This window comes from Curtobacterium sp. 24E2, from assembly GCF_016925595.1.
Lineage (GTDB): Bacteria > Actinomycetota > Actinomycetes > Actinomycetales > Microbacteriaceae > Curtobacterium.
This window is the reverse complement of sequence record NZ_CP068987.1, coordinates 1114191-1139957: the sequence shown is the minus strand read 5'-3', so window position 1 is coordinate 1139957 and position 25767 is coordinate 1114191. Positions and strand designations below refer to the sequence as shown.

Genomic DNA, 25767 nt, shown 5'->3' with positions numbered 1-25767 from the left:
ACCAACGAGGGGCGTCGCCTGATTGGGTCATCGAGTCAGCAACTCCGTTGCGGACGAGATCCGCGCGGAGCTTTGGCACCAAGCGAAGGTGACCTCCCTCGGGTGGGGCGGTCACGGTGGGTGCCGGCGTGTCGATTCGGGTTCGACGCGGCGGCACCCCCATTCACGAGACGCGCAGAGGTCCTCACTTCAGGGGACTCGCCTGTACCCCGTTCTGGGTGTACCGATTCGTCTGTCCTCCGACTGTGATGGGTGCCTGGGCTCCACTGTCCGCATCCACCCGAAGGAGCGCGCATGACCGTCACCGTCCCGCGTCTGAGCGCCGTCCTGTCGTCGGCCGAGCCGCCGCACCGATCGGCGCTCCGGCCGCTCCCCGCGCGTGGACGCGGTGGCTCCTCCGGCTCGCGTTCGCCGTGCCCTACGTCGTGGTCGCCGTGCTCTCGATCGAGATCCCGACCACACCGCTCCTGGAGCTCACCGGCAACCAGGCGACCCTCGACCGGGCGACGGCGGCACTCGACGGCGGCGTCGTGCAGGCCGTCGGTCAGCTCTACCCGCTGCTCTCCGGCGTCCTGCTCCGGTTCCTGCCGTTCGGCGTGCACGGTGCAGCGGTCCTCGGCGGCCTCGCAGCCGGCGTACTGCTGCAACTCCTGGCGCAGGCCATGCTCCGGCGCGGTCTCCGGATGCGGAAGGTGGTCGTCTTCACGATCGCGCTCGGCGCGAACCCGCTCTACGCCTTCGTCGCCCTCAACGACCTGCAGGCCTTCCTCGGCATCGCACTGTTCGCGCTCGCGATCGCCGACATGGTGCGGTTCTTCTCGTACGGCGACACCCAGGCGGGGTTCCGTGCCGGCCTGTCGTTGATGGTGTCGACGCTCGTCGACCCCATGGGCCTCGTCTACGTCGTCATCGCAGCTCTGACCGCCCCGCTGCTGGAGCTCGCCCGGCACGGACAGCCGGGCATCCGCCGAGCGAACACGCTCGTCCTCGTGTTCCCGAGCATCGCCGTCATCGGCTCGATGTCCGTGCTCGACCTGCTCGTCCTCCGCGACCCGTTCGCGGCACTGCGGAACACCGTGCACACCGACAGCACCCGGCTGAGCGGCCTCGAGCACCTGGTGGGTTCGTTCGACGGGCTGTTGCTCCTCGCGATGGTCGTCGCGGGGTGCCTCCTGGCCCTGCTCGTGCACCGACCCGGTGCGATCGTCATCGTGGTCGCGCTGTTCGCCGGGATCCTCGCCGGCTACGCGATCGGGCTCATCCCGGTCGCCACCGCCGGCAACACGTTCGTCACGATGCTCGCCGTCGCGATCGCGATCCTCCCGCGTGTCAGCAGCCGGGTCACGAGCGCTCTCGTCATGGTGCTCGCCGCCCTCCAGATCCCGCTCGCGTGGACCGCGGCGTTCGAACGCGAGGTCGTCGCCGAGTGGATGCACGCCCTGGTCTCGGCGGTGGGCGCATGACCGCCGTCGTGTCCGGTGCGTCCGCCGTCACCAGCGAGACCGACACCCCGTCGATCGACGAGACGACCGCCCGGCACCGCGGCGACGAGTCCGACTGGCGCCCGCCGCACCGGTGCTCGGTCCGCCGGCACGTCGACGAGGGCTGGGTCGCCTCCGCACGGATCCGCGAGGGTGTCCTCGTCCTGACCAGCGGCCGGTCGGACCCGGATGTGCTCCGGGCCGCCTTGACCGAGGAGTTCGGCGAGCCGGTCGTGCTCCGGGCGGTCGATGAGGCCGAGGTCCGCCAGCGCATCATGTGGGAGCTGGACGACGAGGTCGCCGACCTCGCCGCACACGACCTCGCCCGCACGATCCCGGCCATGTCCGCCCGCACGGTGCTGTCCCGCGGTCAACAGGTCGGCGGCGGCATCGCCCTGCTCGCGTTCGCCGGCTGCCTGGTGATCGCTCCGGGCACGACCGCCGCCATCGTCACCGCGGTGCTCTCGCTCGGGTTCCTGGCCGGCATCGTCTTCAAGTTCTGGGTCTCCATGGTCGGCGCCCGCTTCGACCTCGTCGAGCAGGTCTCAGCGGCCGACGTCACCGCGCTCGACGACACCACCCTGCCGACGTACACCGTCCTGGTCCCGGTGTTCCGCGAGGCGAACATCGTCGGCGACCTCGTCCGCAACCTCGAGGTCCTCGACTGGCCGAAGGACCGCCTCGAGGTCCTGGTCCTCGTCGAGGCCGAGGACCACGAGACACGCCAGGCCGTCCTCGACGCTGATCCACCGGCCTGGATGCGGATCGTCATCGTCCCTCCCGGTGCGCCGCAGACCAAGCCGCGCGCCTGCAACGTCGGCCTCGCGATCGCCCGCGGCGAGTACGTGGTCATCTACGACGCCGAGGACCGCCCCGACCCTGACCAGCTCAAGAAGGTGTTCACCACGTTCGAGCGGGCCGGCACCGACACGGTGTGCGTCCAGGCCGCTCTGAGCTACTTCAACGCCGACGAGAACGCCCTGACGCGCATGTTCACGCTGGAGTACTCGTACTGGTTCGACTACATGCTCGCCGGCCTCGACGCCCGGAACCTGCCGATCCCGCTGGGCGGGACCTCGAACCACTTCCGCACCGAGCTCCTGCGTGAGCTCGGTGGCTGGGACCCCTACAACGTCACCGAAGACGCCGACCTGGGCATTCGTGCGTCCGCGGTCGGGTACCGCGTCTCCGTCGTCAACTCGACCACGATGGAGGAGGCGAACACCTCGATCCCGAACTTCGTCCGGCAGCGGTCGCGGTGGATCAAGGGGTACATGCAGACCGCCCTCGTCCACGCCCGGCGCCCCCGCGCGCTCGTGCGGGAGATCGGGCTGCGCCGGGCTGCTGCGTTCGCGCTGCTCATCGCCGGGACACCGTTGACGTTCCTCGGCATGCTGCCCGGCATCGCGGTGACGATCGCCACGCTCGTGCTGCCCACGGCGTGGACGGCCTCGGTGTTCCCCGCCCCGGTGCTCTGGCTGTGCGTGCTCGACTTCCTGCTCGGCAACGCCACGATGATCTACCTGACCATGATGGGGCCGTACAAACGCGCTCGGTTCGACCTGATGCTCTGGGCGTTGCTGAACCCCGCGTACTGGGTGCTGCACTCGGTCGCCGCCTACAAGGGCCTGTGGCAGCTCATCACCCGACCCCACTACTGGGAGAAGACGGAGCACGGTCTCACCAAGACGTCATCCGTGTGAGTACTGCGGTCGCCGCGGCGTCTCCCGTTCAGGGGGTTGCCGCGGCGGTCGAGGTGGAGCACGCTGTGGTCGGTCCGGTCATGTCAGAACCTGAGGGGGAACCATCATGCGATCGCTCGTCTACACCAGCACGCAGACCCGACCGATCACGGACTCGGAACTCGCGCAGATCCTCGCCGTCGGCCGGGAGAAGAACACCCGCCTCGGTGTCACCGGGATGCTCGCACACCGCGACGACAACTGCATCGGCATCATCGAGGGCGACGACGACGTCGTCGCTGAACGCTTCGATCAGGTCCGAGCCGATCCCCGCCACACCAACGTCCGAGTGCTCCTCAACGAGCCGATCCGACACCGGTCCTTCCCGGACTGGTCGATGGCGTTCCAACCGCTCGACCCGTTGCTGCACGACGTGCCGGGGTTCAGCGACCTCTTCACCGCCAACCGCCCCAACGACTCCACCTTCGGTGCGTCCCGCGCGCGTGCTCTGCTCGACTGGTTCCGGAAGCACCCGCTCGCTCCATTGACGAACCAGGACGCGGCCGACGAGGAGATCCCCCGAACCCGGATCCTGAACGCCGCGATCACCGCTGTCCACGCCGGCGGCGCGTCCCGGTTCACCCTCGAGGACGTCGCAGAACGCGCGGGGATGACCGTCCCCGAGGTCCTGGGGCTCTTCCCGTCGCAGCACGCCGTGCTCGCCGCGACCGTGATGCGGTGGACCCGAGCAGTCTCCGCTCCCCTGCTCCCCCTGGCCGCCGAGAAGGGCACGATCGCGTTCCTGCACGCGCTCCTCGCCGCCCATGCCGAGGAACCAGCCCTGATGCGCCTGATCGCGTCCACACTCGCCACGTCGACCGACCCGTCGACCGACGGAGCGGACTACTACCGGTCCGCTTACCTCCAGTTCCGTGAGACCGTGCGCACCGCCCTCGCCGAAGACGTCCGTGCCGGGCGGGAACCCGCCACGATGGATCCGATCCGCGGTGCACAGCAGCTCCTCGCCCTCTACGACGGCATCCGCCTGCAGGCGCTCCTCACACCGGACACCGACGTCGTCGACGCCTTCGACCGCGCCGCGTCGCGCATGCGACGGGGCTGGACCGAACACTACGAACGACCCGCCTACTGGGACCTGCCCACGATCCCCAGCGCCTGACGACGGGGGCCGGTCCCGCCGACTCCATATGGGCCGATAGCCGAGAGGCACAGCATCGCGCGAGTGGTAGGACCTGTCCATGGTGTTCTACGACGCACGTCCGATCCGCACGGCAGGGCAGGTGCTGCTCGATGTCGTCGTGGTGGCCGGGATGGTCGCCGCGGTTCTGCTCAGGCGATCGGTCTCCGCATCGATCAGCGCCCTCGCCGACATCGGAACTCGTGTCCACGACCAGGGCACCGCGTTCCAGGAGCAGTTGAGCAGCACCGCAACGGCACTCGAGAAGGTGCCGTTCATCGGCAAGTCGGTCAGCGCACCGCTGCAGGACGCGAGCCAGAGCGCGCAGCGGATCGCGGCTGCCGGAGCAGAACAGCAGCAGGAGACGCTGCACGTGGCGCACCTCCTGGGTACCTCGTCGACCGCGGTGCTGATCATCGTCCTGGTGGTGGTCTGGATCCGGTACCGCGGCGGCTTCATCCGGCTCGCCACGCTCACACAGCGCCTCGGTCAGCAGCCGGACGGAGCCGAGTTGCTCGCTGTCCGCGCGCTGACGACCCGGAACGCCGCCGGCCGGCTCGGCGTCGACGTCGTCGACCGATGGCGCCACCGGGATCCGGAGGTCATCCGCGCGCTGGCCGATCTCGAGCGGCGCTCCACAGGGCTCCGCGTGGCGCCTTCGCGGACGTCGTGACCTCCCGCCCACGAGGGCGGGATCGGGTCAGGCACAACTGGTGCGGCCGAGTCCGAGGAAGCGGACGGTGCTGATGCGGACGCTGCTGGCGGAGGTCGTCGTCCACGTCGAGGTGACGTCGGCGCGGACGGTGACACTGGAGGTGCGGAACGAGAAGAGGTCCCAGGAGCTGATCGTGGTGGATCGGGCGGTGCCGGCGCTGGTGTCGCTGCTCGCGACGCCGTCGATGACCGTGGTGAACCGCTCGGGTGCCACCCCGTCGTAGCTCCACCCGATGGTGACCGACCCGTTCGTGTTCGACGTGCACGTCAGCGCAGTGGCCGGGGTCGCGGCCACGGTCGCCATCGTGCTGGGTGCGGTGGCGGTGGCGGCAAAGGCCGCGGCGGCCGCCGGAGCAGGTACCGCCAGCGCCGCGACGGTGCAGACACAAGCGACGAGGAGTGCCCCCACCGCCCACGGCCGGTGGTCCTGCTGACGATGCCGGGGCCCACGTCGGGACGCCCCCGTCGTCCTGCTCGGATCTGCGACGGCCGGCAGGACGGCGAGTCCAGCGACGAGGACGAGGGCCGAACCGAGGGCGACGAGCGGGCCCGCTCGATGGTCCGCAGCCCAAAGGACGGGTGTGCCGATGAGTGGGACACGGAGGTACCCGACTCCCGTGACCGCGGACCGGGAGATGTGCGTGGAGTCGGCGGAGGGGTTCGCGTCGCCCTTCGTGGTGAGGGTTCCGTCGCTGTTGAGGGAGTCGAACCGGTGCAGCCGGAGGGTGCCGACGTGGTCGGGGTCGGCGAAGAGCAACACCTGTCCCTTCCGGAGCTCTCCCGCGGTGACCGTCTTGCTCACCACGACGTCACCCGGGTGCAGGGACGGCTCCATGGAGCCGGTCATCACCGTGGTGGTGTGCCAGCCGAGGACCATCGGAGCGACAGCCCAGAACACGAGACCGAGGACGGCAGCCAGGATTCCCCGGGCGCCGAGCACCACGGCGAACCGACCCCACACGGACGGACGCATGACCGACCTCCTCTCGTGTCCTCCCGGCCGCTCAGGAGTTCTGCGCTTCCCAGGTGAACCCGAGGCTCGCGGTGGCACCCATAAGGGAGGCCGGGGCATCCGACGAGACGGTGTAGGTGATCTGGTAAGTCTTGGTCTCCGACTTGTCGCCGGTGGGCTTCCACGTCCCGACGCCGGTGGCGTAGCTCGTTCGGTTGGACGCGAACGACGCGAGGGAGTCGTTGTACAGGAGACCGTCGGACCCGGCCGCCGCGGTGAAGCCGTTGCACGTGCCGTAGCCTCCACCGCTGCCCTGCTTGACCTGCAGGGTGACGTACGAGGCCAGCGCCTTGGTCTGCTGCACGTTCGTGGCGTAGAGCTTCACTGCACTGGGGAGCGAGCCGGTCGAGGTGACGGCGATGCAGTTCGTCCCGGTGGAACCGGGCTTGAGGTTCGACGCAGCGAAGAGCGCACCGTTCGACGCGTCGTTGCTCAGCGCCACCGATCCCATCGACCAGTTGTTGGCGTCGTCCGACGAGGTGGCCGAGAACGCCGAGTACGACGCGGTGGACACGGCGACACCGGCGGCGAGCAGGGCAGCCGGGATGACGGTGAGGGTGGCGACACGGGCGATGGTGCGGTTCGGGCGACGCATGAGAGGAGATCCGTTCAGGTTGAGACTTGACTCGAATTTCGAGCTATGTGAACCATACGCCTACAAATTCGTTCAAGTCAATTTTTGTCCCAAACGGATCTCGTCTAAGATAGGACCATGAGCGCGAGCCCTCCTTCGATGAGTGACGCCGACCAGGATCGTCTGCTGGACGAGGCGGTCGCTGCGTTCTACAGCGCTCAGGTCGAGCACGCGCACCTGATGCAGCACCTCGCCGTCACGCACGACCTGAACCCGGTCGACCTCCGCGCGCTGAAGTTCCTCGGCGCAGTCGACGACGACCGCACGCCGAAGGAACTCGGCGGGTACCTGGAGATGGGGACGGGAGCCGTCACCGCCCTGCTCGACCGTCTGACCAAGCGAGGCCTGCTCGATCGTGTCCGCAACCCGGACGACCGCCGGAGCGTGCGGATCGAGCTGAGCGCCGACGGGTTCGCGGTGGTCGGGACGCTCCGGGCCGCCTACCGCCGGGCACTCCGGCAGTCCTTGCCGCCGGAGAGCACGGATGTGTTCATCCACTTCACCGAACGCGTGTCGCACGCCTTCCGCGAAGCCAGCGTCGACTGAGGACGACCGACTCCCTCACGCATCCCGCACGCGACTCACGGGAGTGGAGCTCCTCCGGCCCGACGGTGCGACGTGACGATGTCGATCTCCTCCCGCCGGAGCCCCACCTCGACGCGGTGCTCCTCCGTGACGGTGTGGGTCGTCAGGGTGACGCGTTCGACCGGGACGACTGCTGTCGAGACCGTGATCTGTTCCTCGCGGAGGACCACGACGATCGGTTCGTGGACGGTGCCCGTGGTGCCGGCCGACACCGGTACCGCGCCGCTGATCGGCTCACGGACGAGTCGGATCTCCTCGTGACTGACGTCCACTGTGATGGTCCGCTGCTCGGTGACGATGACCCGCTCGAGCCGGACCCGTTCGATGGCGTGGCGTTCGGTGCCGATGACGAGTCGCTCTTCGCGTCGGACCACGTCGAACTGGTCCGTCCGGTCGTCACCACCCGGAGCGTCGCGCGGTGCGTGGCGAGAGGTCATGGTCTTCTCCGATGCTGGGGGCACGGTCCCGAGCGAACACGGGAGCGCGGGGATGGCCCTCGGCCCCGCCCATGGTGAGCGGGGCCGACACACAGGGCGCGCTCAGTTCGAGCGATGGGAACTGGTCGTCGTCGAGGCAGCTCGCTTGGCCTTCCCGGCAGCCTCTTCTGCCTGCTCGACGACGGACGGCGCACGCTGGGCGTGCTGCTGGATCTTCGGGGCTTCTGCCTCGGCCTTCTCGAGGATCGCCTCCCAGCGGTGCTGCATCGGCTTGATGAGTCCGCCGCCGGCTCCGACGATGACGACGCCGGCGATGATCGCCAGGACCGCGATCAGGAGCGGGGTGGTGACCGAGGTGGCCACGTCGATCTGGTTCAACGCCGCGGTCGCTCCGATGAAGACGATGAAGACCGCGACGATGTTGCCCAGCAGCTTGCCGTAGGAGAGACCACCGAGCGTGTTCTGGATCAGGCCCTTCGCTCCTGCCGCGATCGCCGCGGCGACCACGATGATGATGATCGCGACGATGATCTTCGGCAGGAACCCGATGATGCCGGCGAGGAGATCACTCACCGGGTTGGACCCGAAGACGCCGAACGCGAACTGGAGCACGAACAGCACCAGCGTGTAGTAGATGATCTTCGACACGATGTCGGAGGCGTCGAGTTTCGAGTTCGCGAGGGCCTTCTTGATGCCCCCACGTTCGACGGCACGGTCGAAGCCGACCTTGGTGAGGAGACGCGAGAGCCCCTTCTCGATGAGCTTCGCGACGATCAGGCCGACGACGAGGATGAGCAGGAAGAGCAAGGCGAGCGGCACGAACGCGATGACCGCGGCCAGTCCGTTCTGCAGAGCGGCGGGGAAGTCCATGGGGTGAGCCTTTCGGGTGAGGGTCGGGTGGACAGGGCGCAGAGAAGGCGTCCTGTGCTGGCGACGGACGTCCGGCTGTCGCCGAGCGGCCGTCGCCCAGCACGATCAGGAACGGGCGTCGCGGTCCACGGTGGTCTCGTCGGTCACGGCCGTGTCGTCGAGGACGATCTCCTCGTGCGCGACGTCCTCGGTGACCTCCTGCTCGCCGGCGATGGTCTCGGTGCCGAGCCGGACGCGCTCGACCGGGACCGTCTCCTTGGCGGTGACGACGCGCTCCTCGGTGAGCACGACCTCGTGTTCTTCTTCACTCAGTGCGGGCCCGGACAAAGCATCGTCAGCGGTCGCATCGGTGATCGGCTCGCGGCTGAGGGTGACCTCCTCGTGGCTGACGGGCACGGTCTTGGTGACCTGCTCGGTGACGATGTGCTTGCGCAGACGGGCACGGCCGGACTCGATCCGCTCGGTACCCACGTGCAGCCGTTCCTCGGAGCGGGTCATGGCGTCGTCCGTCGTCGGACCGGACGTGTCGTGTCCCTGGACGTCGGCGGAGTCCGTGCTCCGGTCGGCGTCCTGGTCGTACAGACCCGCATCCGCCGACGCGCTCGACGGGTTGCCGTAGAAGGAGTAGAGCGACTGCTCCTCGTCCGCGCTGAGCGCCCCGTCGGCGTCGACCCGCGGGGCGTCCTTCACGAAGGACTTCTCGTAGGCGACGTGGACGGCGCCGGCTTCGAACGTCGCGTCGTTCAAGGGTGCGAACGACTCCGAGGTGCCGAAGAGCCCGGTCCGCACCGTCACCCAGGTCGGAGCCTGGGTGTCGTTGTCGACGTAGACCTGGCCGACCGTGCCGATCTTGGCGTCGTCGCTCCCGTAGACGTCGGCGCCCGTGAGGTCGTTGATGCTGCTGCTGTCGATCATGGTGGTGCTCCTCTTCCCCGGCAGGTCGCCTGGGGTTCGATGCGGAGTGGATCCGAGGTGACGGCGGCGCACGGCCCGCTCGATCGGCGGAGACCACCACCTCGTGGACTTACGGCGTAAGCCCAGCGGGAGCTTACATCGTAAGTCGCGATAGCGTGGGTTTGTCGGCCGCGAACTCGGCGCAGCGCCCGTTGTCAGCCACGAACCGCGGATCGGCAGGGAGATCAGCCGTGGCAGCACGATCGAGGGCGAACCGTTCCGAGACGAACGCACCGAGGCTCAGCCGTGACCTCATCGTCGAGACCGCGTTGCACCAGATCGATCGGTCAGGTCCCCAGGGACTGTCCATGCGGTCACTCGCGCAGGAGCTCAGCGTGGAGGCGATGTCCCTGTACCGCTACGTGCACGGGAAGGAAGACCTACTCGAAGGCGTCGTCGCCTCACTGATGCGGGATCTCACCTCGCAGCTCACCGAGGCCGAGGAAGCACACTGGCAAGGGTTCCTGCAAACGGTCGCCCATGCCGTCCGGCAGATCGCCACGGACCACCCGAAGGCGTTCCCGCTGGTGGCGACCCGCCACCCTGCAGCCCCTTGGCTCCGCCCGCCGCTGCGGAGCGTCGAGGTCGTCAACACGTTCCTGACCGCGCTGACGGGGAACGGCTTCACGGACGCCCAGGCGGTCAACGCGTACCGAGCGTTCAGCAGCTTCCTGCTCGGCCAGCTCCTCCTGCAGTCAGTGGTCAGCGGTGCCGAAGCAGGCCCAGCCGAGGAACCGCTCGACGAAGGAGGCGCCGCCATCCCCGAGGGCGACGGCAACACGTCCCTCGACGTCGCACCGGAGGTCCGCCGACTCCGCACGTTGTTGAGCGAGGACCGCAGCGACGAGGAGTTCGAGGTCTCCCTCGAGGCACTCCTCGACCGACTGGACCGCGAACTGTCGCAATGACCCGCGATCGCGGTCCGGCGACGCGGCCGTCAGACGTGGGCGTCGAGGTGCCCACCCCACACCTTGTACGTGTCGCGGTACCGGTGCTCGTCCGACTCGGGCCGCCACACCGACCGCGTCAGCTCGTCCGGGAACCCGACTGCGCGCACCCGTGGACAGGCTTCGACGACGAGTCGAGTCCGCGCGTTGAGGCGACGACCGTGCACCCCGGCTGCGAGCCGAGCCGGCCGGGACAGACTCCCGGCGTTGTCGAGGGGTGGGATCTCACCGATGACGACCTCGGCATCCACGGGCACCACCTCGCGCAGGGCAGCGATCGTGTCACGGACGCGTTGTTCCCACACCCTCGTCGGCAGGACCCGGAGCGCATCCGTGATGCCGACCAACACGACGACGAGGTCGCACCGCCCCAGGTCCTCGCGGTGGGCGGCGATGACGGATGGGAGTTCCCGGACACTCGCCGACGGTGCGGGGAGCATCTTCCAGGAGACGCCGCGCGCGGTCCGTGCTGCCCGGTGCCGAGCGAAGAACGCGGGGAGCGAGAGCTCGTGGGTGCGGACGCCGAGCGACAGTTCGCCCCGCTCACCCACGAACACCACGCGATCCGGGTCCGGGCCGGGCACCGTGCCCTCCATCGCGTCGTCCGGGTAGAAGTCCCCGGTCGCGTCGAGGCGACGGAACACGAACTCGACGACTCGCGCACTGCGCGACGGGAACCTGAACGCAGCGCGGCGCAACGACTTCGTCCGTGACACTGCCCCACCTCTTCCGAGCACCTTCACCGACCGGGACCCGGTCGGTGTCCGGTTCCTCCAGCGTAGGCAGCGGCCCACCGCCAGGACACCGCGCCATCCACCTTGCGCGCCGGCCACGGGCCTCAGACGACAGGAGGAGCGCGACGCGATCGGCACGCCTTGCCATCGGGGCAGGTGTGCGCCACTGTGTGGAACACAAGCCTCGCTTCGAGGAACAGGGGCCACATGCTGTCGTTGGTGTACGTGAGCACGATGAGCCGACCGGTCACGGACGAGGAACTCGCCGAGATCCTGGTGGTCGGTCGCGAGAAGAACCTGCAGCTCGGCATCACGGGAATCCTCGCCCACCAGGGGAGCAACTGCATCGGCATCATCGAGGGCGACGACGAGGTCGTGCGGGAACGGTTCGAGGGCATCCGTCAGGACCCCCGTCACACCAACGTGCGCCAGGTCGCCGCGGACACCGTCACGACGCGGTCCTTCCCGGAGTGGTCGATGGCGTTCCAACCGGCGGACCCGTTGATCAAGGAGATCCCGGGGTTCCTCGACCTCTTCGCCGACGGGCACGCGCCCGACCCCGCCACCGGGACGTCCCGTGCGACGGCCCTGCTGGAGTGGTTCCGGAAGCACCCCTGGCGCCGCTGACGAACCAGCACGGCGACGACGGCATCGAGCTGCGCACCCGGATCGTCAACGCGACGATCACGGCGCTGCACGACACCGGGGTCGAGCAGGTCGACGTCGACACCGTCGCCGCCCGGGCCGAGATGACCGTCGACGAGCTGCGCACCCACTTCCCCACCCGCGAGAGCCTGCTGACGGCGACGGTCGACCGGTGGTCGAGCTCCGTGTCACGGCCCCTGCGGCCGATCGCGGACACGCACGGCGCGGTCGCCTACCTGCACGCGCTGGTCGTGGCGTACTCGGAGGAACCGGCGCTGATGCGACTGCTCGCCTCGACGCTCGCCTCGAGCACCGACCCCGGGCACGAGGGCGCGGAGTACTACCGCACCCTGTACCTCCGGTTCCGTCGGACCGTCCGGGAAGCACTCGAGCGGGACATCCGGGTCGGTCGCGAACCGGCCACCATGGATCCCGCGCGTGCCACCGAGCAGCTCCTCGCGCTCTACGACGGTCTGCGGATCCAGTCGCTCCTCATCGAGGGGTTCGACATCATCGCGTCCTTCGACCGTGCGGCGTCACGGCTGCGGCGGGGGTGGGCCGAGGACTACCGGCACACGGACCTCTTCGAGATCCCGGTCGAGGGCACGGGCGATCACAACGCCCGCGAGAAGCAGACCGACTCAGGGTCGTCGCGGTAGGGCCCGAACGGCTGGATCCGCACGAACCCGTTCCGGCTGAACAGCGCGGCGGCGTGCGGCTGCAGCACGCCGAACTCGGCGACGACCGCCGGCGCCTGCAGCTCTTCGGCCTGCGCGAGCAGTTCGAGCACCAGCAGGTCGCCGACGCCCTGCCCGCGGGAGTCCGGTCGGACGAACAGCCGCCGGACCTCGAACACGCCGTCGCCGGCCGCACTCAGCGACGCGGTGCCGAGCGCCAAGCCCGAGCGGTCTCGGGCGATGACGTGCACGGCGGCGGTCGCCTCGGTCAGCGGACGGCCACGGTCGGCCGGGCGGCCGTAGATCCGGTCGACCTCGATCCGCGCCGCGGCGCGCAGCCGGACGGCGTCCTCGTGGTCGAAGGGCTCGGCCGCGACCGAGAACGTCAGGTGCTGCATCGTGGTGTGTTCCTCGCCCGGCGCCGCGTCGTCGCGGTGCCCGTGGGTGATCGGTGTGCGTGCCGCCGCTCGAACCCGAATCGAGCGGCGGCACGGTGTGCGCGCTTCCGCTCGAACCCGAATCGAGCGGTGGCGCGTGCAGACGGCTGGCGTCTGCCCTCGGACGCCCTAGCGTCCGTGGTCTGTGGTGGGTCCGGGGCAGCCCACGAGGTCCTGGTCAGCTCACCAGGTCGAGGTCCCACACGGGGGCGACGTACTCGCGGGACCATCCCTCGCGCAACCGGGTGACTGCCCGGTCGAACGCTTCGAGCAGGTCCATCTCGGGGCGCACCATGGACTGCAGCTGCAGTCCCTCGTAGGTCGCGAGCAGCTGCTCGGCGCCGCGCGACGGCTCCATGGTGCTCGGCTCGCGACCGAGCAGGCTGTCGCGCTGCAGGGAGTCCTGCACGAAGGCGTGGAAGCGGCGCCACCGCGCGTGCAACATCGGCGCGAGCGGGTGCTCCGGTGACGCCGCGATGTTCAGGGTGGCGGTGAGGAAGCGCATCAGGGACGGGTCGGCGATGTTCGCGGTCACGATCGCACGCAGGAACGGCACCGTCCCGAACCGTTCGGCGAGTGGCATGAGCGGTGCGGTGCGCTGCTCGTTCCAGTGGTCGATGGTGGCCAGGAGCAGACCGTCCCAGCTGGGGAACGTCCGCTCGACCACGTCGACGTCCTGGCCGGCGTGGTCCGCGACGACGGCCGGGGTCACCTCGTGGAGCGGACGTGTCCGCAGTGCCGTGATCATCCCGTCCACGACGGCCGATCGGAGGGCAGCATCGTCCGAGGTCCGGCGCGATGATTCGATGTGCATGCATACACCCCACCAGGCACATCGGTCCCACCCAAGCCCCCGAACGGGGATCGCGCGCAAAACGGACCAGCACGATCCGGCCACGACACTACTCATCCCATGCGGTGGGGACGGATCGTGCCGGTCATGGTGTTGGCGGTGGCGCTCACTGGCGGGCTCGCGGGGTGCGATGCGGAGGGCCGGGTCCAGCCCCGCGGGGACACCGAGGAGAAGAGCGTGGCGTGTGCCTCGCGCATCGCACTCGACACTCCGGCCGAACGCCGTGCAGCTACTGACCTCGTCGTCGATGCGGAGGTCGACAAGACCGGCCGCACCGTCGAGTTCCAGGGCGTCTACGACGTCTACGACGCGTCGGTCACCGACGTGTCGAAGGGCGACGACCCCGGCCACACCATCCGGGTCATCAGCACCTCGGACCAGTGCGAGACGAGTGGCGAACCCGTCGAGTACCTCGACGGCGACGTCCTCGAGGACGAGGGCCGCTTCCGCCTCAACCTGACGAAGGCCGACCCCGAGGACGACGTCCGGCGCCTCGTCGTCCCCGGCGCCGCCGAGCCGCTCACCACCGGCTGACGCCCGGCACGCACCACGCGCGCCCTACGGCTCGGGGACCGCCACGATCCGGTTCTGGTACGCCCACACCACGGCCTGCAGCCGTGACCGGACCCCGAGCTTCGGCAGCATCCGCGCCAGGTGCGACTTCACGGTCGAGACCTCGAGCACGAGTGCGGCGGCGATCTCCTCGTTCGACATCCCCTGCGCGAGCAGCAGCAGGACCTCGCGTTCGCGGGCGGTGAGCACCCCGTCGGCCCGGTCCCCCGACACCGGCTGCAGGCTCCGCCGCGACACGAACTCGCGCAGCACCCGCCGGGTCAGGGCCTGGTCGAGCGTCCCGTTCCCCGCGGCGACCTGGCGCACGGCGTCGACGATGGTGTCCGGCTCGGCGTCCTTGAGCAGGAACCCGGAGGCACCGGCCTCGAGCGCCCCGAACACGTAGTCGTCCAGGTCGAACGTCGTGAGCATCAGCACCGGGATCGCCGGATCGGCGTCCGGAGCGCAGAACAATCGGGCGAGCTCGATGCCGTTCATCACGGGCATCCGGATGTCCAGGCAGGCCACGTCGGGTCGCAACGAGCGCGCCAGCGCGAGCGCCTCGCCGCCGTCGGCGGCCACGCCGACCACCTCGATGTCGGACTCCGCGCCGAGCAGCGCGGACACCCCGGCACGGACCAGCGGCTGGTCGTCCGCCACCAGCACGCGGATCACGCGACCACCTCGCCACCGTCGGCGGCCTGCGCGGGCGCGGCAGGTGCCTCCCGTCCGAGCGCCAGCTCCACCAGCCATCCGCCGGTGGCGGTGGGACCGGTCTGGAGGCTCGCCCCCACCAGGTCCGCCCGCTCGCGCATCCCCCGCAGGCCGTTGCCGCCCGACGGTGAGGTCGGCGCTGCCGGAGCGACGGCCCGTGCGTTCTCCACCCGGATCACCACCCGGGCCTCGTCGCGGTCGTCGACGGTGACCGTGCACGGGGCGGACGGGGCGTGCAGGGCGGCGTTGGCCAGGGCCTCCTGCACCGTCCGGTAGGCGGCGAGCTGCGCGAGCGGGCCGACGCCGTCGGCCAGCGCCTGTGCTCCGCGCTGGTGGTCGCCAGCGAGCACGTCGAGGCGTACGTCGCTGCGGAACCGGGCACGCTCGACCAGGTCGACGATGCCGGCGACCGTCTCGACCGCGCGTTCGGCGGGGACGTCCTCGCGCAGGAGCCCGACCAGACGGCGCAGGTCGTCGAGGACGGCGGTGCTCTGCTCCCGCACCTGGCGGGCGCCCTCGTGCGCGCGCTCCGGGTCGCTGTCGATCTGCCGGTCGATCACGGCGGCCATCAGGGCGATGCCGGACAGGTGGTGGGCGGCGATGTCGTGCAGTTCGCGGGCCATGGCGGCACGCTCACGGGACACCGCGGCCTCGACCAGGGCGTCCTGTTCACGGAAGACCGCGCTCGCCTCGGCGGTGCGGGCGGCGCGGACCTCGCGGCGGGAGCGCACCAGCAGGGTGACCAGGAGCGGGAGCCCGACGGCGCCGACGGCCTGCAGGACGCCCTGGCCGAGTGCGCCGGACAGTCCCTGCGTGACGTCGCCCCGGAGCGCTCCGCCGGCGACCGCGGACAGGACCGTGCTGCCGGCTGCCACGAGCGCGGCGGCGACCAACAGCGTCGGCCACAGGCGAGCGAGCGGGACGCGGAGTGCGGCGAGGACCACGGCGACGACGACTGGCAGCGCAGTGAGGCCGAACAGGTCGAGCGACTGCGGGGCGAGCGCGGCGACGAGCACCGGCAGCACGGACACCGCGACGAGCACGGTCCGTGGTGCCCGACGGGCGGCGAGCAGGGCGGCGGACTGGACCAGCAGGCCGAGCGCCAGGACGGTCCACGCAGCGGTGAACGGTGCCGGCACCCGCATCCCCAGGGTGGCGCCGTCCGGCTCGAGGCCGTCGAGCGGCGGCAGGCCGAGCAGCAGGCCGATGGCCACGACGCCCGTGCCGAGCGCGACGAACACGTCGACGCGGCGGTCGCGGGTGCGCTGCGCGCCGTCGCGCTGCGTGCGGGTGCGCAGGTCAGCGGAGGCCATCGTGTGATCCTACGAGGCGGGTGCGAGCGGGGACCGGGGCGTCGATCGGCAGCGCTCGGCGAGCCGGGTCGTAGCCCAGGCGTCCGCGGGTCACGACGAGGAGCACCGCGGCCGCGACCGTCGAGGTGATCGTCAGGCCGATCATCAACGTGCCGGCGGTCATGCTCGGGTACATCTCCGGGAACAGCGTCGAGATCGTGTTGTTCACGCCGACGTGCAGCAGCAGCGCAAGGGGCAGGCTCTCGCCGGTCTTGTTGAACACCTGGATCATCACGACGTTGAAGGTGATCGTGAACAGGGCGAACACGACGGGTTCACTCCAGTGCGCGTTCGGCCACCCGCCCCAGTCGCTCAGGTAGAGCGGCATGTGCCAGAGCGCCCAGACCGGACCGAGGATCGCGGCGGCTCCGAGCCCGCCGAAGCGGTGCTGCAGGCGGGGCAGGGCGAAGTCGCGCCAGCCGGGCTCCTCGCTCAGCCCGGTCGAGAACAGCTGGATGAGCAGGCCGGGCACCAGGGCGGCGAACGCCAGCGCCGAGGGTGCCCGGACGTCACCGCCGGCGAAGGGCAGCGCGGACGCCACGATCATGGCCGGCACGACGACGAGCGCCAGGGCGTACCAGTACCAGGCGACCCGCCAGCGGAACAGCCGGCCGACCCAGCGACGGAGGCCCGGACGGCCGTCGGCGACCGCTGTGACGATGAACGCGCCGCCCAACGGGCCGAGCAGCGCCCCGGGCAGCACGCCGGTGAACTGCGCGGAGCCGAGGACCTCGGGGAAGTGCAGGTCCCACACGCCCAGGCCGTGCGGCGACAGGATGTACGGGATCCACGCCAGCCAGCTCAGGCCGAGCGCGAGGGTGAAGAAGGACGCGAGCGGGTGCCGGGCGATGACGCCGCTGGCTCCCCCGCGTCGTGGTTCGGCGGTGCCGGCTGTGGGCCGGACTTCGGTGGTGTTCGTCATGCTGTCGACGCTAGGAACTGCGGCGTCGCGCAACGACCGGCTTCGGGATGCACCTGCGGGAGTTCCATCGAAGGATGTAAGGCCTCCCGGGCCGTTCAGGCGGTGTGCTGGGCGGCCACGTGGGCCAGCACGACGGGGTCCTCGCAGCCCCGGGCGAACCCGCGGATGCGCCGGTCGATGTCCCGCTGCAGCACGAGCACGCCGATCCGTTCGGCGAGTGGCGCCAACCACTTCGGCCGGCAGGTGAAGTTGTACCGCCAGACCGCCAGCGTGTGCCCCGGCTCGCCCTCGGCCGCGGAGAAGCGCCACCCGCCGCCCATCCGCTCGAAGAACCACGACCCCTTCGTCATCTTCATCCCGACGTTCGACGGCGGGTGGTACGACACGTACTCGCTCTCCATCGCGAAGCCGAACCGCTGCACGGTGTACGTCCGGACGCCCTTGCTGGGGACCGTCGCACCACCGACCAGGTGCTGCCGTCGGATGAAGGGGTCCCAGCGCTTCCGGATCGCGCCCTGCGTCTGCGAGACGGCGAAGGCGACCTCGGGCTCGACCGGTACGACACAGCGGGACTCGACGACGGGCATGAGTCATCCTCGCACGGTGCGGTGTCCGCCGGCCCGTGGGAGCTCCGCCGAGCCCCCACGGTGCGGTGGCCGCCGGCCCGTGCGAGGTTGGTCACTCCGTGCGCGGACAAAGCCCTGCACCGAGTGGTCAACCTCGCACCAGGCGCAGCGCGGCGTCAGCGCAGCGCGGCGTCAGCGCAGCGCGGCCCGGAGGGCGTCGGCGATGGGCGCGAGCGCGGCGTCGATCTCGTCGGCGACCCGAGCGTGGGTCGCCTCGGACCGGCGGTAGGGGTCGTCGACGTCGTCGGCGGCGGGTTCGGCCGGCGGCGGGACGGTACCGCGCAGCCGTGCGACCCGTTCGACCAGGTCCTCGGGCGAGTGCACGTCGGCCAGGTCACCGGGCTCGAGCCCCCGAGCACCCGTGCGAACTGCTTGATGGTGAACGCCCGCTTCGTCGCCCGCGGAGCGAGCGACACCACGGCCGCACGGTGCGACCGTTCGGCCGTCAGCACCAGGTCGGCGTCCTCGACGATCGCGGCCGTCAGGTAGCGCGAGCCGTGCCCCGACGGGTCACCGCCGAGCCGGACGGACTGTGCTGCGGCGGCGCCGTCCATCGCCGCACCGTCGTCGGCGATCGTGCCGGCGGACTCGACCACGAACGCCGCAGCGTCCGGGCCGAGTCGGGCCGTCAGGACCTGCGCGCCGAGCGGCGAACGACAGATGTTGCCGCTGCAGACGAACAGGACCCGCATCGTCAGGCGCCGGCGCCGAGCAGGTCGTGCCGGACGACGATGGCGTCGCGGCCCGGACCGACACCGATCGCGGAGATCCGCGCGCCGGACATCGCCTCGACCGCCAGTACGTAGTCCTGGGCGTTCTTCGGCAGGTCGTCGAACGAGCGGGCTCCGGTGATGTCCTCGGTCCAGCCGGGGAACTCCTCGTACACGGGCTTCGCGTGGTGGAAGTCCGACTGGTTCACGGGCACTTCGTCCACGCGCACGCCGTCCACCTCGTACGCGACGCAGACGGGAATCGTCGACAGCCCGGTCAGCACGTCGAGCTTGGTGAGCACGAAGTCGGTCACGCCGTTGATGCGGGCGGTGTACCGGGCGATCGGGGCGTCGTACCAACCACAGCGGCGCGGACGGCCCGTGGTGGTGCCGAACTCGAAGCCGTTGGCGCGCAGGAACTCGCCGGACTCGTCGAACAGCTCGGTCGGGAACGGACCGGCGCCGACGCGGGTCGTGTACGCCTTGACGATGCCGATGATGCGCTCGAGCTTGCCCGGGCCGATGCCGGAACCGGTCGCTGCGCCACCGGCGGTCGCCGACGACGACGTCACGAACGGGTAGGTGCCGTGGTCGACGTCGAGCATGGTCGCCTGACCGGCCTCGAACAGGACGGTGTCGCCACGCTCCAGTGCCCGGTGGATCTCGAGGGCGGTGTCCGCGACCATCGGGCGCAGGCGCTCGGCGTAGGACAGCAGCGACTCGACCACCTCTTCGGCGTCGATCGCGCGGCGGTTGAAGACCTTGACGAGCAGGTGGTTCTTCTGGTCGAGGGCCGCTTCGACCTTCTGACGCAGGATGTTCTCGTCGAAGATGTCCTGGATGCGGATGCCGACGCGGTTGATCTTGTCGGCGTAGGACGGACCGATGCCGCGACCGGTGGTGCCGATCTGGCGCTTGCCGAGGAACCGCTCCGTCACCTTGTCGATGGTCCGGTGGTAGTGCGTGATCAGGTGGGCATTCGCCGACACGAGCAGCTTCGAGGTGTCGACGCCGCGGGCCTTCAGCGCATCGAGTTCCTGGAACAGCACCTCGAGGTCGACGACGACGCCGTTGCCGATGATCGGGGTGACGCCCGGGGTGAGGATGCCGGACGGCAGCAGGTGCAGCGCGTACTTCTCGCCGCCGACGACGACTGTGTGCCCGGCGTTGTTGCCGCCGTTGAACTTCACGACGTAGTCGATGCGGCTCCCGAGGAGGTCGGTGGCCTTCCCCTTGCCCTCGTCGCCCCACTGGGCGCCGATGATGACTGCTGCGGGCATCTGGTTCTCCTCACGTTGGCGGAGGACCTCACGCGACCAAGCGGGCCGGTGGTCCACCCGAGTCTATCGGCTGGTCACCTCCGCGTCACCCGACCCCCGCACCCCTGCCCGCGGCGAGGTCATGTGACGGCGCCGGGGTCCATCCGCGGCACCGTGGCCCGGAACCGCCATCGACGCACCGCGGTCAGCCGTGCTCGCCGTGCCCGACGGGCGCTCGGGGCGAGCCTCGGACGGAGCAGACCGACGCACGTGACGATCGTCAGTTCGACTCGCTGCAGGATCGAGACCACGCGGCCCCGGTGCGCCGCCGTCACCCGGATCGCACCGTCCGCCCGGGCCGCTTCCACCAGCGGGTGGAAGGACGCCTCGGACGCGGACCCGGCGTGCTCGGCCCGCGCCGCTCCGACCGCGACGAGGGGGTGGCCGGCGGCACGTGCACGTCGGGAGAGATCGGCGTCCTCGCAGTACATGAAGAACTGCTCGTCGAACGGGCCGAGTCGACGGAGCACCGCGGTCGCTGCGAAGAGGGCGCCGCCGCTCACCTTCTCGACGTGCCGGATGCCGTCCGCACCGAGGTCGTCGGACCACCGAGCGCGCTTCACCAGCCGCTCGCACGAGAAGTCCCAGTCGATGTACCCGTCGCGTTCGACCGCCCCGTCGCGGATCATCCACCCACCGAGGAGTGCGTGCGGCAATCGGCGACCGGCCGCCAGGAAGGCACCGAGCGCCGGCTCCTCGAGGGCGGCGTCCGGGTTGAGGACCAGGACCGACTCGGCTGTGGCCGCTGCGATGCCGAGGTTGACCGCGGCACCGAAGCCGACGTTGCCGGGCGACTCCACCACGACCAGTCGGAGGCCCGCGGGGACCAACTCCAGCGGCAGTGCCCCGCCGTTGTTCACCAGGATCAGGGTCGCGACGACGCCGGAGCCGGCGGCCGATCGCGCCACCGAGTCGAAGCAACGCGCCAGGAGCGTCGGATCCGAGTGGAAGTGGACGACCACGACGTCCACTCCGGGCGACGGGTCACGAGAGGAGTCCATCGTGACATCCTAGCATGTCACATTCCTCCATAACCCGAGCCGGAGCGACATCGACGGTACCCGCCGAGGCAGCACCGGCCGATCACCGGAGGCCAGGTGCCGCCCGACACCGGGCCTCCCGGTCGTACGCGACGCGCCTGGTCGCGATCAGGCGCGGAAGAAGTCCTGGTACGACGGGTCGCCGACGGGCTGCGAGTACCCGGGCTCGGCGAGGCGCTGTTCGATCATGGCCTGGACGACGTCCGGCGGGGTGAGCCCACGACGTCGCCACTCGGTCGGGTTGGCTCGGAGCTGGCTCAGCGACTGCATGGTGCAACCCTGGCACCGGATAACTAGTTTGTCTAACTACCTGTCCGCATTCCGCGATGGTTCATCGCGAACTCCCCAGCATGCGGAAGACGTCGGGTCCGACACTCGGACCCGACGCCTTCCGCTCACACTGTGCAGCGCACGCAGCGCACGCAGCGCCCGCAGCGGGCGATCACCGCCGCGCGACCACCGCGGTCTGCCCCGAGGTCGCCGTGCCGTCCTGGTACCCCTTCGCCGTCGCGACGACCCGCACCGAGAAGCGGTGCCCCGCGTCCGCGGCGACGAGCGTGTACGACGAGCTCGTGGCGGTCGTCACGGCCTTGCCGTCACGGAGCCACTGGTACGAGTACGTGACACCCGTGCCGTCCCAGTTGCCGTGGCCCGCCTTGAGCTTCGACCCGACCTTCGCCGTGCCGGCCACCGAGACGCCGCTGCCCTTCTGCAGTTGCAGCGTCGGCGCGACCCACGTCGCCGTGGCGCTCTGGGCCTGGTTGCCCACCGCGTTGCCGAGGTGGAGCAGCAGGATCCGAGCACTGGCGACACCGGGCGACCGCGTGACCTGGAGCGAACCCTGGTCGGCGAAGAGCACGCCCGTCGACCCGCCCTGCGCGAAGGTCAGGGTCGGCTTCTCGGGGTTGAACGCCGCCTCGGACGTCTCGTCCACGACCGAGGAACCGCTCGTCGCCGCACCAGGGGCGTACGCCGACTCGGTCAGGACCGAGTAGGAGAGCGTCTTCGTGGCGCCGATCGTGGCGGCGTCGACCGTCAGGACCTTCACGGTGCTGTCGAAGGTGTTGACGTCCTGGCCGGGCGCACCGCCGTTGAGCGGCTGGGCGTCGACGACCTTGCCGGTCGCCAGGTCCACCGTCGTGGCGAGCGTCGCGTCGATGGTGGCCGACTTGGCGTCGTACACCAGGTAGTCCGGCTCACCGTCCCGGTTCGTGTCGATGAGCACCTCGACGTTGGTCACGGCGCCGGGGTTGGCGTCGGGGCCGGCGGTCTGGATGCCGAACGCCAGGGTGCCGGAGGGCTTGTCGAAGCTCGCCCCGAAGGCCCGGATGTCCGCGGCCTTGAGCGACTGCGACGCCGAGCCCTCCGGGAACGTCTCCTGCCCGTCGGTTCCACCGAGCACGAACGGTGCGACCGCGGCGTGGTAGCCGGTCGTCGCCGTGCCCTGGTCGACCGTCTGTCCGCGCAGCGGCAGGTCGGCGGTCTTCTGCGAGCCCGTGTACGAGACGCCCCCACCGCGGACCGCGCTCACCGGCTTCGGTGCGATGTACGTCCCGATCCGCAGCGGATCGATCGTGGTGTCGGTCGGCGTGAAGGTGACGAGCCCGCTCGCAGCGGCGACGAACTCGCGTTCGTAGCCGTTCTGCACCGGCTCCTGGGTGGGGTCGATGACGCGGCGGAGCTTGGTCGGGTCGGCGATCGTGACGGCGAGGGTCACGACGGCACCACGGCCCGGCTGGACCGTGACGCGCTTCGTGCTCAGCGAGAAGGCGACGCCGGGCTGGTCGACCTGGGCCTGGTAGGCCACGTCGTACGTGTGCGCCGTGGAGTCGGTGTTCTCGACGAGCAGGGACCGGGTCTCGCTGGTCTTCGCGGAGACCTCGACCACGCCGTACGACGCGGTGACGAGCTGGCCGTTCTCCACGCTGCGGACGGTGGTGTCGGCCGTGACCGCCTGCAGCGCGTCGACGCGTCCCGTTCCCTGGCGGAGCAGGGTCGCGGTGCCGTCGCCGTCCTTGACGTCGTGCGTCGCCGTGTTCATGAGTGCGGCCTTGACCTGCGGCGCACTCCACGTCGGGTGGGACTGGAACGTGAGCGCCGCGATGCCCGCGACGTCCGGCGTGGCCATCGACGTACCGCTCATCGACATGCGTCCGTCTCCGGTGCCGTTGGCCGCGGAGATCACGTTGACCCCGGGGCCGGCGATGTCCGGCTTGACGATGTCGCCGAACGATCCGTGCACGCCGCGGCTGGTGAACCCGGCGAGCGTGTTCACGGCTTCCGGGTCGGTGGCGAGTTCGAAGCCCTTGAGCTCGTCCGCGAAGCGCACGTGCAGGGTCCCCGCCTTGGCAGCGGCCTGGAGGCCCGTGGCGGCTTCCAGCGTCAGCTCGGCACCGGGGATGGTCGCGTTCCCGGCGATGCCCGAGGCGAACGTGTTGATCGTGCCCGCCAGCAGGACACCGGTGCCGCCGGCGGCCTCGACGTTGTTGAAGCGCACGCCGGAGCCGCACTCGAGCGCGCCGTCCGTCCACTTCAGCCAGACGACCTTGCCGGCGATCTTCGCAGCCTCCTCGGGGCTGAACGCGGCGCAGCCGTCGATGTTCGTGGTCGGGACGACCACGTCACCCTCGACCGGCAGCGTGCCCGTGAAGTTGGACGAGTACTGCGAGCGGTAGGTCTTCGCGACGTTCGCGGGAGCAGTGGCCTCGACGCCGTCGTACAGCGACTGACCGGTGGCGCTGGCCGCGACGGTGAGCGCACCCTCGGCGTTGCCCGGCGAGCCACCGATGTCGGTGAAGTCGTCGGCGTTGCCCGAGGCGATCACGGGCAGGACCCCGCGTGCGGTCAGTGCGTCGATCTTGGCGTTGTCGGGGTCGTCCGGTGCGCCGTAGTCGGAGCCGAGCGACAGGTTCAGGACGTTGATGTCCTTGCCCTCGGTGAGCGCCTGGCCCACCCAGTCGAGCGCGGCACCCGTGACGTCGGTCGAACCGCCGCCGTCACCGAACACCTTGAGGGCGTAGAGGCCGGCCTCGGGCGCGGTGCCCGGACCGATCCACATGTCCTGCACCTGCTGCGTGGTGAGCTTCGTGTAGTCGCCGTCGTACTGCTGCTTGTCGGCGGTCAGGCCGTAGCCCGCGATCGAACCGGACACGTGGGTGCCGTGGTCGCCACCCTTGCCGTCGATCGGGTTGTCGTCCGGGGCCGGCACCGGGTCGTAGGCCGGGTCGTCCGGGTCGGCGTTGTACGTCGCGCCGGCGAAGTCGTACCCGCCGAGGAACTTCGACGCGTCGTACAGGCTGGGGTCCGGCGCGCCGGAGCTCGCGGCGGCCAGGGCCTGGTCGTAGGCAGCCGTCGTGCCGGGGCCGCCGAAGTCCGCCTGCGTGTAGTCGAGGCCGGTGTCGAGGACGGCGACGTTGACGCCCTTGCCGGTGTGCCCGGTCTGCTGCCAGGCGTTGAGCGCGCGCGTGTAGACGTCACTCGCGGCGTTCTTCGGGGCGACGCCGTCGGCACCGGCCTTGGCCAGGCTCGGGTCGACGCCAGAGGGCGCGAGGCCCGCGTTCGGCAGGACCGTCGGCTGGACGATCTTCTTCGGCGTGAGCGGGATGACGCTCGCGACGTCGGAGCGCTTCGCGATCTCCTGCAGCGCGGAGACGTCGGCGACGACCGCAACACCGGGGACGGTGTACTCGGTCGAGTAGAGCTCGGTGGAGTCGGCGTCGGCGTGCTTGACGGCCGCGCGGACGGCCGCGGTGGTCGACTCGATCGCCTTGACGCGGCTCTTCGCTGCCGATGACTGGGTCCGGGACTTGGTCAGGTCACCGCCCTTCGCAGCGGCGTCCACCTCGAGGGCTCCCTGGCCGGTCGTGCGCACGAAGGCGGCGACGGTCTTGGTGGGCTTGGCGTCACGCAGTGGTGCGGAGAGCTTCAGGTCGGCCACCGGCACCCCGGTCGGAGCTGCGGAGGCCGCGCCCCCGACTGCGAGGCCGCCGCACGTCAGGGCCACGGCGGCGATGCCGGCGGTCAGGACGCGCATGATGCGATGGGAGTTCGGGTTCGGGTCGTGGTTCGGTGTTGCACGGTTCAAAGAGGGCACTCCAGGCTCAGTCCGTGGTTCGCATGAGATTGCTGTGAAGTTATGCGCTGACATTCAGAAAGGGCAGTCCGCACTTTGGGGGACACCCCCGTTCGAGGGCCGGTCTTCCTGTTAAGTTGCACACACGTGTGCACGTTATTACGATGGGGTTCGTGACCACTGCTCCCCACCCCGCACGCGCACCCCGCCGCGACGCGACCGAGAACCGGGCGGCCCTCCTCGACGCGGCACGGACCTGCCTGCAGCGCGATCCGGACGCCTCCATCGAGACGATCGCCGCGGCCGCCGGACTCTCGCGCCGCGCGGTGTACGGACATTTCCCGTCACGGGACGACCTCGTGCGCGAGGTCGTGACCTCCGGTGCCGCCCGCATCGCCGCGGCCATGCCGACCACCTCGGACCTGCAGGAGCTGCCGCCGGCCGCCCGGCTCGCCGCGATCGCGGTGACCCTCTGGACCGAGGTCTCGCATGTCCGATCCATGGCCCGGGTCGCCGTGCGCAGCCCCTTCGCCGAGCCCGTCGCCGAGGTGTTCGCCCCCTGCGCGCCCAGGTCCGCCAGGCGTGCGCCCTCGGGATCGC

At 70.3% G+C, this 25767-nt stretch carries 26 protein-coding genes and 1 pseudogene; 10 read left to right on the top strand and 17 right to left on the bottom strand.

All coding sequences use genetic code 11. The features are described 5' to 3' along the window. Nucleotides 1-413 precede the first annotated feature (413 nt). The 4 genes from JN350_RS05750 (at nt 414) to JN350_RS05735 (ending at nt 5034) form a co-directional block, all read left to right on the top strand. Nucleotides 414-1463 (top strand): hypothetical protein, encoded by a 1050-nt coding sequence (locus tag JN350_RS05750; protein ID WP_205463876.1) that lies wholly within the window; start codon nt 414-416, stop codon nt 1461-1463. Next, nucleotides 1460-3184 carry a glycosyltransferase gene (locus JN350_RS05745; protein WP_205463874.1) on the top strand — a complete coding sequence of 575 codons (1725 nt, stop codon included), beginning with the start codon at nt 1460-1462 and terminating at the stop codon, nt 3182-3184. The genes JN350_RS05750 and JN350_RS05745 overlap by 4 nt, the downstream gene beginning before the upstream one ends. Nucleotides 3185-3290: 106 nt before the next feature. Next, the gene (locus JN350_RS05740) at nt 3291-4343 is read left to right on the top strand and encodes a BLUF domain-containing protein (RefSeq protein WP_111086135.1); all 1053 of its coding nucleotides are present in this window, start codon (nt 3291-3293) and stop codon (nt 4341-4343) included. A 79-nt stretch (nt 4344-4422) separates the two neighbouring features. Beyond that, complete coding sequence (locus tag JN350_RS05735; RefSeq protein WP_205463873.1) at nt 4423-5034, top strand: hypothetical protein; 612 nt, start codon at nt 4423-4425, stop codon at nt 5032-5034. 27 nt (nt 5035-5061) lie between these two features. Here the strand turns inward: JN350_RS05735 and JN350_RS05730 are convergent, their stop codons facing one another. Next, the gene (locus tag JN350_RS05730; RefSeq protein ID WP_205463871.1) at nt 5062-6048 is read right to left on the bottom strand and encodes a signal peptidase I; all 987 of its coding nucleotides are present in this window, start codon (nt 6046-6048) and stop codon (nt 5062-5064) included. A 31-nt stretch (nt 6049-6079) separates the two neighbouring features. Beyond that, on the bottom strand, nt 6080-6682 hold the full coding sequence (locus JN350_RS05725) for a hypothetical protein (protein WP_205463870.1): 603 nt from the start codon (nt 6680-6682) through the stop codon (nt 6080-6082). 138 nt (nt 6683-6820) lie between these two features. On the opposite strand from JN350_RS05725, the gene JN350_RS05720 reads away from it, so the two are divergent. Then, nucleotides 6821-7267, top strand: coding sequence for a MarR family winged helix-turn-helix transcriptional regulator (locus JN350_RS05720; protein ID WP_131847084.1), 447 nt, complete (start codon nt 6821-6823; stop codon nt 7265-7267). A 35-nt stretch (nt 7268-7302) separates the two neighbouring features. Here JN350_RS05720 and JN350_RS05715 read toward each other — a convergent pair whose 3' ends face one another. The 3 genes from JN350_RS05715 to JN350_RS05705 form a co-directional block, all read right to left on the bottom strand. Next, nucleotides 7303-7743 (bottom strand): YsnF/AvaK domain-containing protein, encoded by a 441-nt coding sequence (locus tag JN350_RS05715; protein WP_205463868.1) that lies wholly within the window; start codon nt 7741-7743, stop codon nt 7303-7305. A gap of 102 nt (nt 7744-7845) precedes the next feature. Further along, nucleotides 7846-8613: a mechanosensitive ion channel family protein gene (locus JN350_RS05710; protein ID WP_131881131.1), complete on the bottom strand. Its 768-nt coding sequence runs from the start codon at nt 8611-8613 to the stop codon at nt 7846-7848. Nucleotides 8614-8718: 105 nt separating this feature from the next. Next, nucleotides 8719-9528, bottom strand: a complete 810-nt coding sequence (locus tag JN350_RS05705) for a DUF2382 domain-containing protein (protein ID WP_205463867.1) — start codon at nt 9526-9528, stop codon at nt 8719-8721. Between the two features lie 230 nt (nt 9529-9758). Between JN350_RS05705 and JN350_RS05700 the strand changes: the two genes are divergently transcribed. Then, the gene (locus JN350_RS05700; RefSeq protein ID WP_111086143.1) at nt 9759-10475 is read left to right on the top strand and encodes a TetR/AcrR family transcriptional regulator C-terminal domain-containing protein; all 717 of its coding nucleotides are present in this window, start codon (nt 9759-9761) and stop codon (nt 10473-10475) included. A 29-nt stretch (nt 10476-10504) separates the two neighbouring features. Here the strand turns inward: JN350_RS05700 and JN350_RS05695 are convergent, their stop codons facing one another. Further along, the gene (locus tag JN350_RS05695; RefSeq protein WP_131881135.1) at nt 10505-11230 is read right to left on the bottom strand and encodes an SGNH/GDSL hydrolase family protein; all 726 of its coding nucleotides are present in this window, start codon (nt 11228-11230) and stop codon (nt 10505-10507) included. Nucleotides 11231-11455: 225 nt separating this feature from the next. Here JN350_RS05695 and JN350_RS05690 point away from each other — a divergent pair, with 225 nt between their 5' ends. Further along, a complete protein-coding gene (locus JN350_RS05690; protein ID WP_205463866.1) occupies nt 11456-11875 on the top strand; it encodes a BLUF domain-containing protein in 420 nt (139 codons plus the stop codon). Continuing rightward, nucleotides 11845-12552 (top strand): TetR/AcrR family transcriptional regulator, encoded by a 708-nt coding sequence (locus JN350_RS05685; protein WP_205463865.1) that lies wholly within the window; start codon nt 11845-11847, stop codon nt 12550-12552. Before JN350_RS05690 ends, JN350_RS05685 begins: the two co-directional genes overlap by 31 nt. On the opposite strand, the gene JN350_RS05680 is transcribed toward JN350_RS05685, so the two are convergent. Together JN350_RS05680 and JN350_RS05675 are read right to left on the bottom strand one after the other, a co-directional pair. Further along, the gene (locus JN350_RS05680; protein WP_205463863.1) at nt 12507-12968 is read right to left on the bottom strand and encodes a GNAT family N-acetyltransferase; all 462 of its coding nucleotides are present in this window, start codon (nt 12966-12968) and stop codon (nt 12507-12509) included. The genes JN350_RS05685 and JN350_RS05680 overlap by 46 nt on opposite strands. 217 nt (nt 12969-13185) lie before the next feature. After that, nucleotides 13186-13821, bottom strand: a complete 636-nt coding sequence (locus JN350_RS05675; protein ID WP_131881141.1) for a TetR/AcrR family transcriptional regulator — start codon at nt 13819-13821, stop codon at nt 13186-13188. Between the two features lie 138 nt (nt 13822-13959). Here JN350_RS05675 and JN350_RS05670 point away from each other — a divergent pair, with 138 nt between their 5' ends. Next, complete coding sequence (locus tag JN350_RS05670; protein WP_205463862.1) at nt 13960-14394, top strand: hypothetical protein; 435 nt, start codon at nt 13960-13962, stop codon at nt 14392-14394. A 24-nt stretch (nt 14395-14418) separates the two neighbouring features. Here the strand turns inward: JN350_RS05670 and JN350_RS05665 are convergent, their stop codons facing one another. The 9 genes from JN350_RS05665 to JN350_RS05625 form a co-directional block, all read right to left on the bottom strand. Further along, nucleotides 14419-15087, bottom strand: coding sequence for a response regulator (locus tag JN350_RS05665; RefSeq protein WP_205463861.1), 669 nt, complete (start codon nt 15085-15087; stop codon nt 14419-14421). After that, on the bottom strand, nt 15084-16439 hold the full coding sequence (locus JN350_RS05660) for a sensor histidine kinase (protein WP_205463860.1): 1356 nt from the start codon (nt 16437-16439) through the stop codon (nt 15084-15086). The genes JN350_RS05665 and JN350_RS05660 overlap by 4 nt, the downstream gene beginning before the upstream one ends. Beyond that, nucleotides 16426-17400: a CPBP family intramembrane glutamic endopeptidase gene (locus JN350_RS05655; protein WP_205463859.1), complete on the bottom strand. Its 975-nt coding sequence runs from the start codon at nt 17398-17400 to the stop codon at nt 16426-16428. The genes JN350_RS05660 and JN350_RS05655 overlap by 14 nt, the downstream gene beginning before the upstream one ends. A 95-nt stretch (nt 17401-17495) precedes the next feature. Further along, on the bottom strand, nt 17496-17987 hold the full coding sequence (locus tag JN350_RS05650; RefSeq protein WP_205463858.1) for an SRPBCC family protein: 492 nt from the start codon (nt 17985-17987) through the stop codon (nt 17496-17498). Between the two features lie 155 nt (nt 17988-18142). Continuing rightward, the gene (locus JN350_RS05645; RefSeq protein ID WP_205463857.1) at nt 18143-18718 is read right to left on the bottom strand and encodes an arsenate reductase/protein-tyrosine-phosphatase family protein; all 576 of its coding nucleotides are present in this window, start codon (nt 18716-18718) and stop codon (nt 18143-18145) included. Nucleotides 18719-18720: 2 nt separating this feature from the next. Next, nucleotides 18721-20016 carry an adenylosuccinate synthase gene (locus JN350_RS05640; protein ID WP_205463856.1) on the bottom strand — a complete coding sequence of 432 codons (1296 nt, stop codon included), beginning with the start codon at nt 20014-20016 and terminating at the stop codon, nt 18721-18723. A gap of 119 nt (nt 20017-20135) precedes the next feature. Continuing rightward, entirely contained in the window at nt 20136-21056 is a 921-nt protein-coding gene (locus JN350_RS05635; RefSeq protein WP_205463855.1) for a glycosyltransferase, read from the bottom strand. Between the two features lie 147 nt (nt 21057-21203). Then, on the bottom strand, nt 21204-21365 hold the full coding sequence (locus tag JN350_RS05630; protein WP_205463854.1) for a hypothetical protein: 162 nt from the start codon (nt 21363-21365) through the stop codon (nt 21204-21206). Between the two features lie 172 nt (nt 21366-21537). After that, on the bottom strand, nt 21538-25128 hold the full coding sequence (locus tag JN350_RS05625) for a S8 family peptidase (protein ID WP_205463853.1): 3591 nt from the start codon (nt 25126-25128) through the stop codon (nt 21538-21540). Between the two features lie 203 nt (nt 25129-25331). Here JN350_RS05625 and JN350_RS20620 point away from each other — a divergent pair. Beyond that, nucleotides 25332-25478: pseudogene (locus JN350_RS20620) on the top strand (TetR/AcrR family transcriptional regulator); the annotation flags it as partial. Nucleotides 25479-25767 lie beyond the last annotated feature (289 nt).

Bases quoted from the DNA above. Each gene is read 5' to 3' on its own strand.
- JN350_RS05745 (WP_205463874.1), top strand. From the start codon at position 1,460: ATGACCGCCGTCGTGTCCGGTGCGTCCGCCGTCACCAGCGAGACCGAC.
- JN350_RS05740 (WP_111086135.1), top strand. From the start codon at position 3,291: ATGCGATCGCTCGTCTACACCAGCACGCAGACCCGACCGATCACGGAC.
- JN350_RS05735 (WP_205463873.1), top strand. From the start codon at position 4,423: ATGGTGTTCTACGACGCACGTCCGATCCGCACGGCAGGGCAGGTGCTG.
- JN350_RS05730 (WP_205463871.1), bottom strand. From the start codon at position 6,048: ATGCGTCCGTCCGTGTGGGGTCGGTTCGCCGTGGTGCTCGGCGCCCGG.
- JN350_RS05725 (WP_205463870.1), bottom strand. From the start codon at position 6,682: ATGCGTCGCCCGAACCGCACCATCGCCCGTGTCGCCACCCTCACCGTC.
- JN350_RS05720 (WP_131847084.1), top strand. From the start codon at position 6,821: ATGAGTGACGCCGACCAGGATCGTCTGCTGGACGAGGCGGTCGCTGCG.
- JN350_RS05715 (WP_205463868.1), bottom strand. From the start codon at position 7,743: ATGACCTCTCGCCACGCACCGCGCGACGCTCCGGGTGGTGACGACCGG.
- JN350_RS05710 (WP_131881131.1), bottom strand. From the start codon at position 8,613: ATGGACTTCCCCGCCGCTCTGCAGAACGGACTGGCCGCGGTCATCGCG.
- JN350_RS05705 (WP_205463867.1), bottom strand. From the start codon at position 9,528: ATGATCGACAGCAGCAGCATCAACGACCTCACGGGCGCCGACGTCTAC.
- JN350_RS05690 (WP_205463866.1), top strand. From the start codon at position 11,456: ATGCTGTCGTTGGTGTACGTGAGCACGATGAGCCGACCGGTCACGGAC.
- JN350_RS05680 (WP_205463863.1), bottom strand. From the start codon at position 12,968: ATGCAGCACCTGACGTTCTCGGTCGCGGCCGAGCCCTTCGACCACGAG.
- JN350_RS05675 (WP_131881141.1), bottom strand. From the start codon at position 13,821: ATGCACATCGAATCATCGCGCCGGACCTCGGACGATGCTGCCCTCCGA.
- JN350_RS05660 (WP_205463860.1), bottom strand. From the start codon at position 16,439: ATGGCCTCCGCTGACCTGCGCACCCGCACGCAGCGCGACGGCGCGCAG.
- JN350_RS05655 (WP_205463859.1), bottom strand. From the start codon at position 17,400: ATGACGAACACCACCGAAGTCCGGCCCACAGCCGGCACCGCCGAACCA.
- JN350_RS05650 (WP_205463858.1), bottom strand. From the start codon at position 17,987: ATGCCCGTCGTCGAGTCCCGCTGTGTCGTACCGGTCGAGCCCGAGGTC.
- JN350_RS05645 (WP_205463857.1), bottom strand. From the start codon at position 18,718: ATGCGGGTCCTGTTCGTCTGCAGCGGCAACATCTGTCGTTCGCCGCTC.
- JN350_RS05640 (WP_205463856.1), bottom strand. From the start codon at position 20,016: ATGCCCGCAGCAGTCATCATCGGCGCCCAGTGGGGCGACGAGGGCAAG.
- JN350_RS05635 (WP_205463855.1), bottom strand. From the start codon at position 21,056: ATGGACTCCTCTCGTGACCCGTCGCCCGGAGTGGACGTCGTGGTCGTC.
- JN350_RS05630 (WP_205463854.1), bottom strand. From the start codon at position 21,365: ATGCAGTCGCTGAGCCAGCTCCGAGCCAACCCGACCGAGTGGCGACGT.
- JN350_RS05625 (WP_205463853.1), bottom strand. From the start codon at position 25,128: ATGCGCGTCCTGACCGCCGGCATCGCCGCCGTGGCCCTGACGTGCGGC.